This is a genomic window from Actinokineospora sp. PR83, from assembly GCF_021056305.1.
Lineage (GTDB): Bacteria > Actinomycetota > Actinomycetes > Mycobacteriales > Pseudonocardiaceae > Actinokineospora > Actinokineospora spheciospongiae.
Window position 1 is genome coordinate 111,034 of the sequence record NZ_JAJCXD010000076.1, and the last position, 16,477, is coordinate 127,510.

At 72.6% G+C, this 16,477-nt stretch carries 16 protein-coding genes and 1 pseudogene; 2 read left to right on the plus strand and 15 right to left on the minus strand.

Features of this window, described 5'->3' with window-relative positions:
- Positions 1 to 22: 22 nt before the first annotated feature.
- The 5 genes from L6E12_RS24865 to L6E12_RS24885 form a co-directional block, all read right to left on the minus strand.
- Entirely contained in the window at positions 23 to 1,504 is a 1,482-nt protein-coding gene (locus L6E12_RS24865) for an FAD-binding oxidoreductase (RefSeq protein ID WP_236230341.1), read from the minus strand.
- A 681-nt stretch (positions 1,505 to 2,185) separates the two neighbouring features.
- Positions 2,186 to 3,715 (minus strand): FAD-dependent monooxygenase, encoded by a 1,530-nt coding sequence (locus L6E12_RS24870; RefSeq protein ID WP_236230342.1) that lies wholly within the window; start codon positions 3,713 to 3,715, stop codon positions 2,186 to 2,188.
- Between the two features lie 77 nt (positions 3,716 to 3,792).
- Entirely contained in the window at positions 3,793 to 4,875 is a 1,083-nt protein-coding gene (locus L6E12_RS24875; protein ID WP_236230343.1) for a hypothetical protein, read from the minus strand.
- Positions 4,872 to 5,177 (minus strand): hypothetical protein, encoded by a 306-nt coding sequence (locus L6E12_RS24880; RefSeq protein WP_236230344.1) that lies wholly within the window; start codon positions 5,175 to 5,177, stop codon positions 4,872 to 4,874. The genes L6E12_RS24875 and L6E12_RS24880 overlap by 4 nt, the downstream gene beginning before the upstream one ends.
- Positions 5,178 to 5,196: 19 nt before the next feature.
- Complete coding sequence (locus L6E12_RS24885) at positions 5,197 to 5,622, minus strand: hypothetical protein (RefSeq protein ID WP_236230345.1); 426 nt, start codon at positions 5,620 to 5,622, stop codon at positions 5,197 to 5,199.
- A gap of 98 nt (positions 5,623 to 5,720) precedes the next feature.
- Between L6E12_RS24885 and L6E12_RS24890 the strand changes: the two genes are divergently transcribed.
- Positions 5,721 to 6,458, plus strand: coding sequence for a hypothetical protein (locus L6E12_RS24890; RefSeq protein WP_236230346.1), 738 nt, complete (start codon positions 5,721 to 5,723; stop codon positions 6,456 to 6,458).
- A 39-nt stretch (positions 6,459 to 6,497) separates the two neighbouring features.
- Here the strand turns inward: L6E12_RS24890 and L6E12_RS24895 are convergent, their stop codons facing one another.
- The 6 genes from L6E12_RS24895 to guaB all read right to left on the minus strand — a co-directional run bounded on the left by L6E12_RS24895 (position 6,498) and on the right by guaB (position 12,596).
- Entirely contained in the window at positions 6,498 to 7,022 is a 525-nt protein-coding gene (locus tag L6E12_RS24895; RefSeq protein WP_236230361.1) for a plasmid pRiA4b ORF-3 family protein, read from the minus strand.
- Positions 7,019 to 8,770 carry a GMC family oxidoreductase gene (locus L6E12_RS24900; RefSeq protein ID WP_236230347.1) on the minus strand — a complete coding sequence of 584 codons (1,752 nt, stop codon included), beginning with the start codon at positions 8,768 to 8,770 and terminating at the stop codon, positions 7,019 to 7,021. Before L6E12_RS24900 ends, L6E12_RS24895 begins: the two co-directional genes overlap by 4 nt.
- Before the next feature lie 81 nt (positions 8,771 to 8,851).
- Entirely contained in the window at positions 8,852 to 9,352 is a 501-nt protein-coding gene (locus L6E12_RS24905) for a GNAT family N-acetyltransferase (protein WP_236230348.1), read from the minus strand.
- Positions 9,349 to 9,903, minus strand: coding sequence for a GNAT family N-acetyltransferase (locus tag L6E12_RS24910; protein ID WP_236230349.1), 555 nt, complete (start codon positions 9,901 to 9,903; stop codon positions 9,349 to 9,351). Before L6E12_RS24910 ends, L6E12_RS24905 begins: the two co-directional genes overlap by 4 nt.
- Positions 9,900 to 11,039, minus strand: coding sequence for a GuaB3 family IMP dehydrogenase-related protein (locus tag L6E12_RS24915; protein ID WP_236230350.1), 1,140 nt, complete (start codon positions 11,037 to 11,039; stop codon positions 9,900 to 9,902). The genes L6E12_RS24910 and L6E12_RS24915 overlap by 4 nt, the downstream gene beginning before the upstream one ends.
- A gap of 45 nt (positions 11,040 to 11,084) precedes the next feature.
- Complete coding sequence (gene guaB, locus L6E12_RS24920) at positions 11,085 to 12,596, minus strand: IMP dehydrogenase (RefSeq protein WP_236230351.1); 1,512 nt, start codon at positions 12,594 to 12,596, stop codon at positions 11,085 to 11,087.
- Between the two features lie 169 nt (positions 12,597 to 12,765).
- On the opposite strand from guaB, the gene L6E12_RS24925 reads away from it, so the two are divergent.
- Complete coding sequence (locus L6E12_RS24925; RefSeq protein ID WP_374201943.1) at positions 12,766 to 13,188, plus strand: DUF5319 family protein; 423 nt, start codon at positions 12,766 to 12,768, stop codon at positions 13,186 to 13,188.
- A gap of 133 nt (positions 13,189 to 13,321) precedes the next feature.
- Here L6E12_RS24925 and L6E12_RS24930 read toward each other — a convergent pair whose 3' ends face one another.
- The 4 genes and pseudogenes from L6E12_RS24930 to L6E12_RS24945 form a co-directional block, all read right to left on the minus strand.
- Positions 13,322 to 14,353, minus strand: a complete 1,032-nt coding sequence (locus L6E12_RS24930; RefSeq protein WP_236230352.1) for an anti-sigma-D factor RsdA — start codon at positions 14,351 to 14,353, stop codon at positions 13,322 to 13,324.
- 1 nt (position 14,354) lies between these two features.
- Positions 14,355 to 14,927, minus strand: a complete 573-nt coding sequence (locus L6E12_RS24935; protein WP_236230353.1) for a sigma-70 family RNA polymerase sigma factor — start codon at positions 14,925 to 14,927, stop codon at positions 14,355 to 14,357.
- A 276-nt stretch (positions 14,928 to 15,203) separates the two neighbouring features.
- Complete coding sequence (locus tag L6E12_RS24940; RefSeq protein ID WP_018682728.1) at positions 15,204 to 15,800, minus strand: response regulator transcription factor; 597 nt, start codon at positions 15,798 to 15,800, stop codon at positions 15,204 to 15,206.
- A gap of 122 nt (positions 15,801 to 15,922) precedes the next feature.
- Positions 15,923 to 16,477: pseudogene (locus L6E12_RS24945) on the minus strand (hypothetical protein); the annotation flags it as partial.

Consider the following 16,477-nt stretch of genomic DNA (forward strand, 5'->3'; position numbering starts at 1 on the left):
CCCGGGCCTGACCGCACACCGGTCAGGCCCGGATCGCCTGGGGGAAGGCGAAGACGGAGTCGGGGTCGTACCGGGCGGCGACGGTCGTGAGGCGGGGCAGGTTGGCGCCGTAGTAGGCGCCTGCCCAGTCGGGCATGGTGGGGTCGATGTAGTTGACGTAGCCGTCCTTGACGCCCAGGTCGGCCAGGCCGTCGCGGACCGCGGTCACGGCCCCGGGGTTGTGGCCGCTCTGGAAGACCTGCACGGTCGCCAGGGCGGTGCGGTGCGGGAAGGCGCTGTCGGCGGGGGCGACGTCGGCAACCGCGCCGCCGAGGGAGTCGACGAGCAGGTCGAGTTCGGACGTGCCGTCGAGCAGGGCGGCGAGGGCGGTCGGGTCCGCCACCGGGGTGCTCAGGACGCGCGAGGACGCGGTGAAGGTCTGGCGGCGCACGGAGTCCGGGGAGCACTCGGTGCAGCCCGCGTAGAACAGCATGGCGTCCAGGTAGGACCGCTCCACGACCTGGCGGCTGGTTGGCTTGGCGCCGGTGCGGGCGATCACGGCGTCCAGCAGCGGTTTGAGCCCGGCCGGGGTGCCGATGAAGCAGCCGCTGAGGTGCGCCCTGCGGCCCGCGCTGAGCGACACGCTCGACCACAGCTCGGCGGGCGAACCGGGCAGCCACTCCTGCCAGGCGGCGAAGACCTCCGGCGCGGCGCCCGCCGGGAACGCGGTGGCGAACGTGGTGACCCGCGGGGCGGGCTCGGTGCGGAAGGTGAACTCGGTGGCGATGCCGAAGTTCCCGCCGCCACCACCGCGCAGCGCCCAGAACAGGTCGGGCTCGCTGTCCGGCGCGGCCGTGCGCAGCGCCCCGTCGGCGGTGACGATCCGGACGGCGGTCAACCGGTCGCAGGTCAGGCCGTACTTGCGGGTCAGCACACCGATGCCGCCACCGAGGGTCAACCCCGCGATGCCGACGCTGGGGCAGGTCCCCGCGGGCAGGCACCGCCCGGCCGCGGCGAGCGCCCGGTAGACCTCGATGAGCCGGGCCCCGGCCTCGACGGTGGCGGTGCCGTCCGGGGCGACCCGCACCGCGGCCATCCCGCGCAGGTCGACGACGAGGCCGTTGTCGGGGGCGGAGTAACCGGCGTAGCTGTGGCCGCCGCTGCGGGCCGCGATCGGGAGGCGGGAATCGCGGGCGGTGTCCACGCAGGCCCGCACGTGCTCGGCGGTGGCGACCCGGGCGACGGCCGCGGGGGTGCGGCTGTCGAAGTCGGGGCTGTAGAGGCGGTGCGCGGTGGCGAAACCGCGGTCGGCGGGCAGGCTGAGGGCCCCGTCGAGCCGGGCGCGGAGGGCGTTCCAGTCCGGCGGGACGGGCGCCGGGCGGGTGGGCGGCGCGGTCGGGGGCGTGGTGGTGGCCGGGTTCGCCGTGGGCCGGGTTTCCGGCGAACCGGTGCAGGCCGCCGCACCCCACGCCACGGCGCCCGCTCCGGCCGCGCGGAGCAACAACCGCCTGCTGATCCCCGACATGTGTGCCTCCCGGGTTGATCCCACCACTGCTCGGGGCGACGCGCAGCGGATGCGGCGGGCGGCCCGGTTCCGGACGCGCTGGATCGGTGTCCCCAGGGACCTGTCCTCGAAGCCAGTCGACGCCCCCCGGCCCGGCCGCCAACCACTCTGAACCCACCGGCGCAGCGCCAACCGGCCATCCACCACACCGCCGGGCCTGCGAGCAAACGCCCGGGCAGGTGGATGTGCTCGGCCAGCCGACCACCCTCAAACCGGCGGCCCGGCTACGCCCCTGCCCAGGTGGGTGGATGCGCTCAGCGGCGACCACCCCCGCAACCGCCAGCCTGGCTACGCGACTGCCCGGGTGCGTGGATGCGCTTGGCGGCGACCGCCCCGAAAACCGCCTGCCCGGCTACCCAACTGCCCGGGTGGGTGGATGTGTTTGGGTGGGGGTGGCGATCATGTGCAAGCCTGCCTGGGCGGTGGGGCATCCCTTCAGCCCCACCCTGTCACGCCGGGCCACATGATCGCCGTAGGGGCCCCGGCCAAGCACATCCACCCAGCCGGGCGCCACCGCACAAAGACCGGGCTTTGAGAGCGCGGCCGAGGGTCGCATCGGCGTTCCCGCAGGGCCGAACCGACGTTCCTGGGGCAGGCTCGCGGCCATTCAGCCGCGTTCGCGGCGATCGTGTTGTTCCTCGCTCAACCCCACCCGGTGGCTCGGCGGACGGCGGCCGGGAGGGTGGCACCCAAGTCCACTGAGGACAGGACAGCGGCCAGGAAGCCGTCCGGGCGCACCAGGGCCACCCCGGCCTCGGGAAGGCGGAGGGTCGCGGCGACCTCCGCCGAGACCGGGACCACGGTGACGTCCGGCAGGACGGGTGGAGCGGCGCCGGGGGCGGCGAGGACGGTGCAGCGGGGGCCGAAGGTGTCGCGGAGGCGGGTGGCGGCGGGGAGTTCGGCGTCCGGGCAGAGGACGCCGGGCAGTGGCGGCCGGGCGGTGTCGGGGGTGCGGGGGAAGCTCGCCAGGTCCGCCGGGGCGGCCGGGGTGGTGAGGGGCGAGTCGAGGTACCAGAAGGGTTCGGAGAACTTGCCGGAGTCGATCTCGGCCCGGGCGGCGGGGTCGGTGGTGGCGCGGGTGAGGACGTCGTGGCGGTGGGCGCGCTGGGCGTCGTCGGCGGGGACGAGGAAGCGCATGGTGGTGGCGGTGACGCGGAGGTTCTCGTCGGTGGCGGCGCCGCGCTCGGTGTCGTAGGTGGCGAGGAGGCCGGGGCCGCCCCAGCCCGCGCGGGTGGCGGCGACCTTCCAGGCGGCGTTCTCCACGTCGGCCAGCCCGGAGTTCATGCCGCGGGCGCCGAAGGGGCTCATCAGGTGGGCGCAGTCCCCGGCGAGGAGGACCCGCCCGACGACCATGGTGGGGACGCGCCGCTGGTGGAACCGGTAGGCGGAGGCCCAGACCAGCTCGTGGTCCACCTCGCCGACGACGGCCCGGATGCGCTCGTCCAGGCGCCCGTCCGCGGTCTCGGCGGCCAGGTCGAAGTCGTGCGGCACCTGCCAGTCGATGCGCCACACCGAATCCGGCTGCGGGTGCAGCAACACCTGCCGCCCGGGGTTGAACGGCGGGTCGAAGTAGAACCGGCGCTCGGGCACCGACTGCTCCAGCTTGGCCCGGACGTCGGTGATCAGGAACCGGTCGTCGAAGGAGTTCCCCTCGAACGGCAACCCCAGCGCCTTCCGCACCCCCGACCGACTCCCGTCAGCGGCGATGCAGTGCGAACCGACCACACTGTCCCCCGTGGACAGTTCAACCGAGACAGTCGACTCGTCCTGCGACACCCCCACGACCTGGCTGCCGTACCGCAGGTCCACCAACGGCTCCGCGGCGACCCGCTCCACCAGCAACCGCTCCACCACGTTCTGCGGCGTGTTGACGAACGGCGGGAACTGCCCCGGCGGCGGCTCGGGGAAGGTCTGCGCGAACACCTCCCGCTCCCGGAAGAACATCCGCCCCGAGTACCAGGTGACACCCGCGTCCACCACCGCCCGCCCGACCCCGGCCCGCTCCAGCACGTCCAGCACGTCCCGCTGCACGCAGATCGCCCGGCTGCCCACCGCCACCCGCCCCGGCAACGCCTCCAGCACCACGCTCGGCACCCCGTGCCGGGCGAGCAACAGCGCACCGGTCAACCCCACCGGCCCGGCACCGACGATCAGAACAGGTTCATCGCTCACAACTTCGACATTGCCACGCGTGCCCGACCGAGTACAGAGCGCTGACGAACCTGTGGACAACTCCCGAGCAGGGCCTGTCACAGCTCGCCGGTGATCCGCACCCCACCGGAAGCAGTGCCCTCGATCCGCGTCTTCCGGTGACCTTCCCGCTGCTTCTCCCGGGACTCCCCGAGGTCGGGCTGGTCGCCGGGGTCCGTACTGCCGGTCACCGTGACCTGCACCGACTTCCCCACGCGTGGCCCCAGGTACTTGACCCCCATCTCCCGGACGGTCTCGTCGACCACCGCACCGCGCAGTTCCCGGCTGACGTACTTCCCGATGGTCAGCCCCTCCTCCTGGAGGAACCCACGAGCGTGTCGGGCAGCACCGCGCATGCCGATGTCGACGGCGCCCACCCCCCGTTTGAGCTGCTGGGCCGCCTGGGAGAGCAGTTCGCCGAGCTTTCCCAACTGCTTCACGGCCTGCTGGAACGCATCGATGGCCTTGCGGAGCACCTTGGTGGCTTTGGTCGCGTTCTCCAGGACGAGCGGAATGCCCTCCGCGGCGAGTGCCACCGGATAGGCGGGCGGAACGTACCGGTAGAGGATCGACACGAGCTTGGCGAGGACGTCGGCGATGATCCCGCGGATGATCCCGCGCACCGTGTTCAGCAGGGACTTGCTCAGGTCGACCAGCTTCGCCACGCCCGTCGCGGCGTTCGAGACGGCGACGTGGATGTCCGCCTGGTCCTGCGCCCAGGCCCGGTACCCCTCGACGGCGGGGCCGGACCAGGACGCGCAGTTGGTGTTGACGCTGCCGACCATCTCCTCGGCCGTCTTCTGCACCTCTTCGCCGATCTTCAGCCAGGTCTGTACGGTGAGGTCGAGGGCGTCCTGGTTGCCGGTCAACCAGTCCAGGCAGTCCTTGATCGGCCCGATGTACTCGATGAGCCAGCCGAACCCGATGCTGAGCACACCCTGCAACGGGTCGGCCGCGAAGGCCTTCACGTCCATGGCCATCACGCCGAGGTCGGCGGCACCGCCCCAGAAGTCGCCGCTGAAGATGGCCTCCAAACCGCCGACGCTGTCCTGGAGCAGGCCCGCGCCTTCGAGGAAGTGCTTGACCGGGGTCTTGCCCGCGGTGGTCTCCGCCGCCGCGGCGGACAGGATCGGGTTGGTCACCGCTCCCCCTGGAACAGCGCGGTCACCGACTCCTCGGTGACCCGACTGGTCTCCGCCCACCCGCGCACGGCGGCGGCGTGCCGCTGACCGGCGGCGAGCGCCTCGGTGAGCGCGGCGGTGGCGTCCTCCATGCTCGAGTTGCACGCGGCGGACAGCAGCGTCCCGATCAGACCGAAGTCCTCGCTGCCCATGCGGGCCCGGGCAGCCGACACCGTGGCGTCGAGCAGGGCGGTGGTCTTGTCGATCTGGGCCGCGTGGGCGCTGATCTGGTCCGGGCTCGCCTCGAAGCCGTCGTTTGGCACGTGTCCCCCTCAGCTCGGGTCAGCGGAAAAGCCCACCGCGGGAGTAGTAGTCGTCGTCGGGTTCGTCGGCGGTGCGGGTGCGGGCGCCGCCGGGGACGTACTCGTCCGCAGCGGGTTCGGGGAACATCGCCCTGGTCTGGCTGACGATGGCGTCCAGGGTCTGCGTGCCCCGCGCGGACGGCACCCCCGCGCGCATGGCGTCGGGGAGCTTGGCCTGCGCCTCTTGGACCAGTCGGAGGATGCGCTTGCCCAGGGCGGGGTCCTCGCGGGCGGTGTTGGTCAGGTCGAGCGCGATGAGGTTGCCCATGTGGTTGACGGTCAGGGAGATCCCCGCCTCGCTGAGGTGGACGGTGACCGCCGCCATCTCGTTGCGCACGGCCTCCGCGGTGCGCACCACCTGCGCCAGTCCAGTCTCCATGCCGTCGAGCAACTCCCCCGGGTCCACCACATCACCTCTCCAAGCCGAAAGCGCCTCAGCGAAGCGGGACTCTCTCATAGGCTCGGGGTGAGGGAATCGGGTTTCAGCCGAATACACGGGGGGCTGTGGGATTGTTCGCACGGGTGCGGGCCGGGATCGCGGCGCTGGCGGGGGTGGCACTGCTCGAACTGGTGCTGATCGCCGACCCGGAGGACTACGAGTACGGCCTGCCGTACGTCGTGGTGGGGTTCGGGGCGTTGGCAGGGGGTCTGTACCGGATGTGGCGACCGCGCCCGGGATCGGACGCGAGACCCATCGGCCGGGGCGGCCGGGGCGTGGGCGTGGTGATGTTCGTCCTCCAGATCGGCATCGGGTTGTCGCTGCTGGTGATCGACGTTCCGGCACTGCCCGCGGACCGGACCATGGTCAGGGTGGTGGGGATGGCCTACGCCGCCGTGATGGTGTCGCACCTGGTGGAGTTGCTGCGCAGGCCGGGGAAGCCGAAGGAGCCCCCGCTGACGCGGCGGCCCTCGGTGAAGATGCCGGGGAAGCGGTTCACCGCCCGACACGACGAGCGGGTGGTGCTCGCGCTGTCCTGGGACCAGGTGGCGCTCGATGGGGTGCAGATGCCGTTGACCGCGGTGTCGAACGTCATCGAGGTGGAGGTGGTGGAGAGTCGCGAGGTGCCGCTGTACCCGCGGGAGCGGGTGGTGCGGGTGCCCGCGGGGCCCGCGGTGCGACTGGACTTCGGGAGCACCACCGAGGTCTCGGAGCGGTTGGGGCGGCAGTGGTTCTTCCCCACCGAGGAGGGTGGGCGCGTGGCGGCTGCCGTCTGGGAGCACAAGCGGGCCTACCACTCGTGAACGCCGGAGTGCTTCCCCGGCGGTGAACCGGGAGTGGCGTCAGTCGCGGAGTTCGGCGTCGGTTTCGGTGGCGGAGAAGTGGTTGGGGTCGAAGTCGGCGTCGAGGTACTCGGTGAGGTGGGGGTGGTCCGGGTGGTCGGGGTGGGGGAGGACCGAGAGCAGCGCCGTGTAGCCGTGGATGCCGCCCGCGACGTGTTCCGGCGGGGCCGCCCGGGCGCCGTCGGTGCAGCGGGGGTAGCGCAGGCGCGGGTCGGAGGGGGTGACCTTCTCCAGGCGCACCAGGTGGTCCCAGGCGTCGCCGAGGTCGTAGCGGTACTGGAGGTGGCCGTGGGTCATGGCCTCGGCGAGGGTGACCGTGCGCTCGTCGGCGGCGGGGAGGTCCGCTCCGGGGTCGGCGACCAGGCCGTGCGGGGTGGTGAAGACGTGCTGGTGCTCCCCCGACCAGCCGAACGCGGTCTGGATGACCGCGCTCAGCTCGGCGAGGGTCGTCGACGACCGGACCTCCAGCAGGCGCCAGATGGGCGGGTCGGCGTCGAGCAGGCTGACTCTCAGGCGGTGGATCAGGACTGGGCGGCCTTCAGCGTGGACTTGCCGTTGGTGCGGATGTCGACGATCGGCAGGCGCAGGGCGCCCGGGGCGTCGGCGGGGACGGCGGGGTGGACCGGGGCGACCGGGGCGATGCGCCGGTAGCCCGTGCCCTGCGCGGGCCGGGTGTCGACCTCGCCCTTGTTGGGCCAAAACGAGAACGCGCGCTCGGCCTGGGCGGTGATCGTCAGCGACGGGTTCACGCCCAGGTTGGCGGTGATCGCGGCGCCGTCGACCACGGAGATGCCCGGGTAGTTGTGCACCCGGTGGTACGGGTCGATCACGCCGTCCTCGGGGGTCTCGGCGATGGTGGCGCCGCCGAGGAAGTGGGCGGTGAGCGGGATGTTCATCATCTCGTTCCAGGTGCCGCCCGCGACGCCGCCGATGTGCCTGGCGGTGTGCTGGTTGGCGTCGTACCCGGCCTTGATGAACGTCGGGTTGGGCTCGCCGTGGCCCTGCTTGGAGGTGTACTTGCGCCTGCCGAACAGGCCCTTCTTGGTGAAGGTGGTGATCGAGTTGTCCAGCGACTGCATCACCAGCAGGATCATCGTCCGCTCCGACCAGCGGCGGCCGATCAGCAGCCGGACCGAACTCGGCTTGGTGATCAGGCCCTTGAGCACCTGCACGAACCGGGGCGTGGACGAGTCGCCGTCGGAGGCCAGGGTTTGCAGCAGGCCCATGGCGTTGCTGCCCTTGCCGTAGCGGCACGGCTCGATGTGGGTGTTCTCGTTCGGGTGGATCGAGGAGGTGATGGCCACGCCCTCGCTGTAGTTGCGCTCCGGGTCGACCGAGGTGCGGCCGGAACCGATGATCGCCTCGGAGTTGGTGCGGGTCAGCTCGCCCAGCTTGGCCGACAGCTTCGGCAGGGTGCCGGAGTCCTTCATCTTGTGCAGCAGGTTCTGGGTGCCCCAGGTGCCCGCGGCGAGGATGACCTTGTCGGCGGTGATGGAGGTGCGGAACGCCTTCGACCGGGTGCCGGTCTTGCGCAGGTCCACCTCGTAGGTGCCGTCGGCGCGCTCGCGCAGCGCGGTCACGGTGGTCAGCGGGATGACCTTGGCCCCGCCCTGCTCCGCCAGGTACAGGTAGTTCTTGACCAGGGTGTTCTTGGCGCCGACGCGGCAGCCGGTCATGCACGAGCCGCACTCGGTGCAGCCGGTGCGCTCGGGGCCCGCGCCGCCGAAGTACGGGTCGGCGACCTTCTCACCCGGCTTGTCGAAGTACACGCCGACCGGGGTCGGGTGGAAGGTGTCGGACACGCCCATGTCGGCGGCGACCTTCTGCATGACCTCGTCGGCCGGGGTGGTCGTCGGGTTGGTGACCACGCCGAGCATCCGGGATGCCTGGTCGTAGTGCGGCGCCAGCTCCGACTCCCAGTCGGTGATGTGCGCCCACTGCTTGTCGTTGTAGAACGGCTTGAGCGGCCGGTAGAGGGTGTTCGCGTAGACCAGCGACCCACCGCCGACCCCGGCGCCCGCCAGGATCATGACGTCCTTGAGCATGTGGATGCGCTGGATGCCGTAGCACCCGAACTGGGGCGCCCACAGGTAGCGGCGCAGGTCCCAGGAGGTCTCGGCGAACTCGTCGTCGGCGAACCGGCGCCCCGCCTCGACCACGGCGACCCGGTAGCCCTTCTCGGTCAGCCGGAGGGCGGCGACACTGCCCCCGAACCCCGACCCCACGACCACGACGTCGTAGTCCGTCTTGTTACCGGTGAGTTGCGCAGCCATGCCCCGAGGTTAGGCGTTTGGTCACACGGAAGGCTAGAGGCTGGGACCACTTTTGTGTGACCGGCAGTAACACCCAGGTCGTTACCCGTCGAAACGCAACAGACCGTAGAGCGCCACGTCCCGGCGCACCCCGCCGCGTAGCTGCGCGCCCCGCACCGTGCCCTCCGCGCGGAAGCCCGCCCCCTCCAGCGCCCGCCGCGCCGCCAGGTTGTCGACGTCGGTGGCCGCCTCCACCCGGTCGAGGTCGGTGGTGGCGAACAGGTGCCGCGCGGTCAGCCGCAGCGCCGCCACCCCGGCCCGGCGCCCCCGGGCGGCGGGCAGCAGCGCGATCCCGACGTTCCACGCCGCGCACGCCCGCGTCCGCCCCCAGCCGACCTGGTACCAGCTGACCTGCCCGAGCAGCTCACCGGTGGCGGCGTCGAGCACGGCGGCGCGCACCAGGCCCACCGGCGGCGCCTGCGGCCGGTCGTCGGGGTCGACGTCGAAGGCGCCGTCCCAGCCCGCGGCCAAGGCGGCCTCGTCCTCCGGGAACGCCTCGGCCAAGGCGATCCCGCCCGCCTCGGCGAGCACGGCGCGGCTCACCCGTGGTCCGATCGCAGCAGGCTGAACATCACCATGTCGCGGCGCACCCCGCCGCGCAGCGCGGCACCGCGCACGACGCCCTCCTCGGTGAACCAGGCCGCCGCCAGCGCGCGCCGGGTGCGGGTGTTCTCCACGTCGGTGACCGCCTGCAGGCGGTGGACGGGGCTGACGGTGAACAACCACCGGACCAGCATGCGCAGCGCGGCCGTCCCGGCGCCGCGGCCGCGCGCGGCGGGCAGCAGGAAGACGCCGACGTTCCACGCCGCGCAGGTCGAGGTCGGCCCCCAGTGGACCTGGTTCCAGCCGACGAAGCCGAGCAGGTCACCGGTGGCCACCTCGACCACCGCCGCGTGCCCGGCGGGGCCGGGCACGCGGAACGCCGGGTCCCCCGCGTCGGTCTCCCAGGCGCGGTCGGTCTCCCGGCCCAGGCGGGCCAGGTCGCCGCGGACGAACTCGCCGAGCGCGAAGCCGTCGCGCTCGGCGACCAACCGCCTGCGGCGCAGCCAGTAGCGCGGGGGCACCCGCGCGCCGCGCGACCGGTCGACCTTCACGAGCGGACGGTGAGGCCCACCCGCTGGAACTCCTTGAGGTCGGAGTAGCCGGTCTTGGCCATCGCGCGGCGCAGGGCGCCGAACAGGTTGACCAGGCCCTCGGCCTCGCCGGACGGGCCGAACAGCAGGGTGTTCAGGTCGATGCCCACCTCGTCGGCGACCGGGAGGACCCGGCTGCGCGGCAGCGACGGGTGCGCCGCCGCGGAGGTCCAGTACAGGCCCTTGCCCGGTGCCGTGTCGGCGGCGGCCAGCGGGGCGCCGAGCATCACCGCGTCGGCGCCGCAGGCGATGGACTTGGCGATGTCGCCGCTGGTGTTGACCTCGCCGTCGGCGATGACGTGCACGTAGCGGCCGCCGGTCTCGTCGAGGTAGTCGCGGCGGGCGGCGGCGGCGTCGACGATGGCGGTGGCCATCGGGACGCCGATGCCCAGCGAGCTGTCGGTGGAGGTGACGCCGTCGCAGTGGCCGTAGCCGACGATGACGCCCGCCGCGCCGGTGCGCATCAGGTGCATCGCGGTGCGGTAGTCGTGCGCGCCGCCCGCGATGACCGGGATGTCCAGGCCGCCGATGAAGCTCTTGAGGTTCAGCGGCTCGCCCGCCCCGCGCGCCACGTGCTCGGCGGAGACGATGGTGCCCTGCACGACCAGGATCTCCACCCCGGCGGCGATGAGCCCGGGGGCCAGCAGCGCGGCGTTCTGCGGGCTGACCCGCGCCGAGACCGTCACCCCGGACTCGCGCACCTGCCGGATCGCCTCGGCGACGAGGTCCGGCTGGAGCGGCGCGGCGTGCAGCTCCTGGAGGATGCGCACCAGCGCGGCCGGCTCCTCACCCGCGTCGGCGGCCTCGACCAGCCGGGCCAGCGCCTTCTCCGGGTCGGCGTGCCGGGCCCACAGGCCCTCGGCGTTGAGCACCCCGAGGCCGCCCAGCTTCCCCACGGCGACCGCGCCCGCCGGGGACACCACCGCGTCGGTGGGGTGGGTGATCAGCGGGATGTCGAACCGGTAGGCATCGATCTGCCAGGTGGTCGCCACGTCCGAGGACGACCGGGTGCGCCGCGACGGCACGATCTCCACGTCGTCGAGGCCGAAGGCGCGTCGAGCGGTGCGCCCCATGCCGATGTCGACTAGATCCCGCACTGGGGTGTTCCTTTCCGGGGCCGCCGAGGGTCGACGGGAATCGAATCAGCGGGTGGTGTAGTTCGGTGCCTCGACGGTCATGGTGATGTCGTGCGGGTGGCTCTCCTTGAGCCCCGCCGCCGTGATCCGGACAAGCTGGGCCTGCTGGAGGTCGGCGATCGTCCGCGACCCGGTGAAGCCCATGCCCGCGCGCAGGCCGCCGACGAGCTGGTAGATGACCGACGACAGCGGGCCGCGGAACGGCACCCGGCCCTCGATGCCCTCGGGCACCAGCTTGTCGTCAGAGAGCACGTCGTCCTGGGAGTAGCGGTCCTTGGAGTAGGACTTGGCCTCGCCGCGCGACTGCATGGCGCCCAGCGAGCCCATGCCGCGGTAGGTCTTGAACTGCTTGCCGCTGACCAGGACCAGGTCGCCGGGGGCCTCCGCGGTGCCCGCCAGCAGGCTGCCCAGCATGACCGCGTTCGCCCCGGCCGCGATGGCCTTGGCGATGTCGCCGGAGTACTGGATGCCGCCGTCGCCGATGACCGGGATGCCCGCCGGGGCGCAGGCCAGCGACGCCTCGTAGATGGCGGTGATCTGCGGGACGCCGACCCCGGCGACCACGCGGGTGGTGCAGATGGAACCCGGGCCGACACCGACCTTCACGCCGTCCGCGCCCGCGTCCACCATGGCCTGCGCGCCCGCGCGGGTGGCCACGTTGCCGCCGACGACGTCGACCGCGTCGCCCAGCTCCTTCTTCAACCGGGACACGATGTCGAGGACCGCGCGGGAGTGCCCGTGCGCGGTGTCGACCATCAGCACGTCCACGCCCGCCTCGAACAGCGTCATGGCCCGCTTGTAGCCGTCGTCACCGACACCGCACGCGGCGCCGCAGACGAGCCTGCCGTCCGGGTCCTTGGTGGCGTTGGGGAACTGCTCGGTCTTGACGAAGTCCTTGACCGTGATCAGCCCGCGCAGCTTGCCGTCGCCGTCGACGATCGGCAGCTTCTCCACCTTGTGCCTGCGCAGCAGCCCCAGCGCCGCCTCGGCGGACACGCCCACCTGGGCGGTGATCAGCGGACCCTGGGTCATCACCTCGGAGACCCGGCGGCTGTGGTCGACCTCGAAGCGCATGTCCCGGTTGGTGATGATGCCCACCAGGATGCCCTGGGCGTCGGTCACCGGCAGCCCGGAGATCCGGTACCTGGCGCACATGGCGTCGACCTCGGCCAGGGTGTCCTCCGGCGAGCAGGTGACCGGGTCGGTCACCATGCCCGCCTCCGAGCGCTTGACCGTCTCCGCCTGCCGGGCCTGCTCCTCGATGGACAGGTTGCGCTGCAGGATGCCGATGCCGCCCTGGCGGGCCATGGCGATCGCCATCCGCGCCTCGGTGACGGTGTCCATGGCTGCGGACAGGATCGGGATCCGCAGGGTGACGTTGCGGGAGACCCTGGTGGAGGTGTCGACACTGCTCGGGATCACGTCGGACTGCGCGGGCTGCAGCAGCACGTCGTCGAAGGTCAGGCCGAGGGTGGCGAACTTGGGCGGGACTCCGTCAGCGTTGAGTTCGCTGGTCATGGTGGTCGCGGACCTTCCTGCATGGCTGGCGGAACAGGTGGTGCAGGCGGCGGCCGGGGAGCGCACCCCGCCGTGCACCCGCGGGGCCGTGCACCCGCGAGAACACGCCCCGCGGCACGGTCACCCCATGGTATCCGGGGGACACTGGGCCAGTCGGCGGGTACCGTGCGTGCTCGTGCCGCATGACGCAGTTCCGCCCAACCCGTTCTCCGGGGATGGGCTGCCACCCGACCCGTTCCACGGCGACCCGGAGGACCCGGCGCGCGCCCTGGACGAACACCACGACCACGACGACCGGCCGATGACCGCCGAGGAGCGGGAGGACCTGGTCGGCGACCTGGCCGACCTGGCCGTCTACCAGGCGCTGCTGGAGCCGCGCGGGCTGCGCGGCATCGTGGTCGACTGCGGGGAGTGCGACGAGCCGCACTACCACGACTGGGAGCTGCTGGCGTCGAGCCTGCAGCAGTTGCTCGACGACGGGCGGATGCGACCGCACGAGCCCGCGTTCGACCCGGACCCGGAGTGCTACGTGAGCTGGGAGTACTGCCGGGGGTTCGCCGACGGGGTCACCTCCAGCGAGAACGCCCACTGAGGTTCGCCGGTGGGAGGTGCTCGACCGGGTGGTGTGCCCGGTCGAGCACCTCCCACCGGCTCTATTCACCGTGAATGTGTGAGAGGCCCCACCGGATTCCCGGTGGGGCCTCTCACACGTGTGACTCGCGTTCCTAAGCGCCCGCGCCCGCGTCGTTTGTGGTCGCTTCGCCCTGGGTGTCGGTGTCGGAGGGGGTGTCGTCCGGTTCCTCGCGCGGGACCTCGCCGGTCGGGGAGGGCACCGTGGTGCTGACCGGGGGGTCCTCCGGGGTGCTGGAGGGGGGCGGCGGGGTGGTCGACGACGGGGGGTTGCTCGGCTGCGTCACCGTGGTCGGCTTCGGCGGGTGGCTGGTGGCCGGGGGCGTCGTGACCACCGGGGCGGCGGTGGACGGGTTGGGCAGCGGCGGGGGCGTGGCCGGGTCGGCCGGGTTGCCGCGCAGCAGGGAGAGCAGGTCGGCGTGCTGGGCGGCGAGGTCGGTGCGGCCGTCCTCGTTGCTGACCGAGGGGAGTTCCTGCTTGGCCTCTTCGAGCTTGCCCTTGGCCTCGGCGACGTTGCCCTGGTTCAGCGCGGCCTGGGCGATCTCCAGGTCGGCGCGGACCGAGGCCGCCGCCTCGACGGAGCGGGCGTGGTCGGCGTAGAGGACCTTGGTCAGGCTCCACAGCGTGTCGCCGGGGTGGGCGTCGCGGGCGGCGAGGCCCGCGCCGGTGAAGGCGATGGCGAGGACCGCGGCCGCCGCGGCGAACGGGACCAGCAGGCGGGGCCTGCGGTGGCGCCCGCGGGTGCGGGCCTGCAGCACCGTGGCCTGGGCGAGCTGGGTGTCGACGAGCTCGCCCATCGGGGCGGCGTCGACCTCGTCGCGCCAGGAGGTCAGCAGGGCGGCGAGCTCGTCGTCGCGGAAGTCCTGGGCGGGGGTGGTGTGCTCGTCGCGCAGGGCGGCGCCGAGGGAGTCGAGGAAGGCGTCGTCGGCGTGCACCAGGGAGATGTCGACCGCGCCATCGTCGTCGGTGAAGTCGTCCGGGTCGGCCATCTCCAGCCCCTCGAAGCGCTCGGTGCGGCGGTCGGGGCCGCCGAACACCACCGGGGTCACGTTCGACCCCGGCTGCTGCGCGCGGGACGCGGTCTCGTCCGCCGTCCCGAACTCGTTCCGATCACCCTGGTCGGGCATCTCAGACCACCTCCTCCGCGGACAAAGTCTTCCGCAACCTGGCAAGTGCACGGTGCTGGGCCACCCGGACCGCTCCGGGTGTCGAGCCGACCGCCTCGGCCGTCTCCTCAGCCGACAGCCCCACCACCACCCGCAGCACCACGATCTCGCGCTGCTTGTCCGGCAGGACCCGCAAGAGGTCGTTCATCCGCCTGCTGAGCTCTCCCTGCATCGCCCGCTGCTCCGGACCGGCTTCGGTTTCCGGCCCGTCGGGAACATCGGCGACGGGCTCCGATCGGTTACGCGAAGAGGCCCGGTGGGCGTCGGCGACCTTGTGGGCGGCGATCCCGTAGACGAACGCCAGGAACGGGCGGCCTTGGTCGCGGTAGCCGGGCAGCGCCGTCAACACCGCGAGACACACCTCCTGGGCCACGTCGTCCGCCGAGGCGTACGAGCGTTCCTGCCTTCCGACACGGGCACGGCAGTACCGCACCACCAGGGGGCGCACGGACGCGAGCACCCGCTCGATGGCCCGAGGGTCACCCTCGACAGCGGCGCTCACCGACGCGTCCAGTCCGTCCCCCAATGTGGTCATCGCAGAATGCAGCCCTGGTGTTACTGGTTCGGTCAACGGCGGAAGGAGCGGATGCGGCCGGGCCGCACCCGTGGTCCACCGTACCGTCCTGGTCGGAAGCGCTTTGTGGGCATTCGTCGACAGGGGTCACCCGGAGGGTCGAACGACGGCGTGACAGAGCGCACACTACCCGCCCGGTCACACCTCCCCGCGACCAGGCCGGTGGACGCACGGCGAGCCGTGCGCGCCCCTCCCCACCCGGGCACACACGGCTCGCCGCCGACAGCGGACCGTCCCCTAGGAGACCAGGCCGCGCCGGAACCCGTGCGCGACGGCCTGCGCGCGGTCGCGCACGCCGAGCTTGCGGAAGAGCCGACGCGCGTGCGTCTTCACCGTGTCCTCGGAGAGGTACAGCTCGCGGCCGATCTGACCGTTGCTCTTGCCCTGGCTCATCCCGCGCAGCACCTGCAGCTCGCGGTCGGTCAGCTGGACCCCGGGGTCCGACGGCTGCCGGGGCGCGGGCACCGAGGTGCTGGCCAGGGTGTGCGCCAGCGCCGCGACCAGCTCGGGCCGCGAGGCGTCCCAGCGCAGGTAGCCGCGGGCACCGCCCGCGATCGCGGCGGCGATGCTGCCCGCGTCGTCCGGCGCACCGAAGACGATGACGTTGGCCTGGGGGTTCGCCGAGACGAGTCGCCGGGTGGCCTCCACACCGGTGGGCACCGCGCGCTGCGTACCGACGAGCACGACATCCACCGGCTGCCGGGAGAAGCGGGCGAGCAACTCGTCACCGTGCGCTACACAGTCGATGCGACTGACCCCTGGTACAGCAGACATGACACGGGTCAAGCCCTCCCGCACGCTGCGCCGGTCGTCGCAGATCAAGACCGTTGTCACGGGGACTCCTTCCTGCAGCCGAGTGACGTTCCATATCCCCTATCGGACGCTTGGCGCCGAACCTTGACACGATGCGGTGGTAAATCTGTCAACGAGTTCACCGGATTGCCGATCGGTCGTGGTCACCTGTTCGGACCAACGACAAAATCCGAGGTCGGAAGCCATGGCGAGGCGACCGCGAGTTCCCGACCGCGCGGGTCGGCGTGTCGTAACACACAGTGCAGGACCCGCTCCGCGCCTTCAGTGTGCCGGGCCGCCCCCGCCGGGTCGAGCGCCGCGAGCAGCAGCAGGCACGGCCAGCGCAGCGGCAGCAGCCCGGCCTCCCCGGCGTCCCCGAGCGCCCCGGTGACGAGCGGCAGCGCCTCCGCGCCCGCCCCGACCGCGGTCAGGGCCGCGCCGAGCACCATCGCCGACTTGACCCGGTGCCGGGTGGAGCCGGAGTCGACCGCCGCGGCGTGCGCGGCCCCGGCCGGGTCCAGCGCCTCCCCGGCCCGCCCGGCGCCCAGTTCGACCTCCGCGGCCAGCCAACCCCGGCGGATGCGCCCGCGCCAGCCCGGGTCCGGGCCGTCGGCCTCGGCCGCGGTGAGCGACCGCGCCTCCGCCGTGCGACCGAGCCCGACGGCGTCGGCGGCCAGGCCGAGCAGGACGTCCGAGCGCGCCTCCGGCAGCCGGGGGTG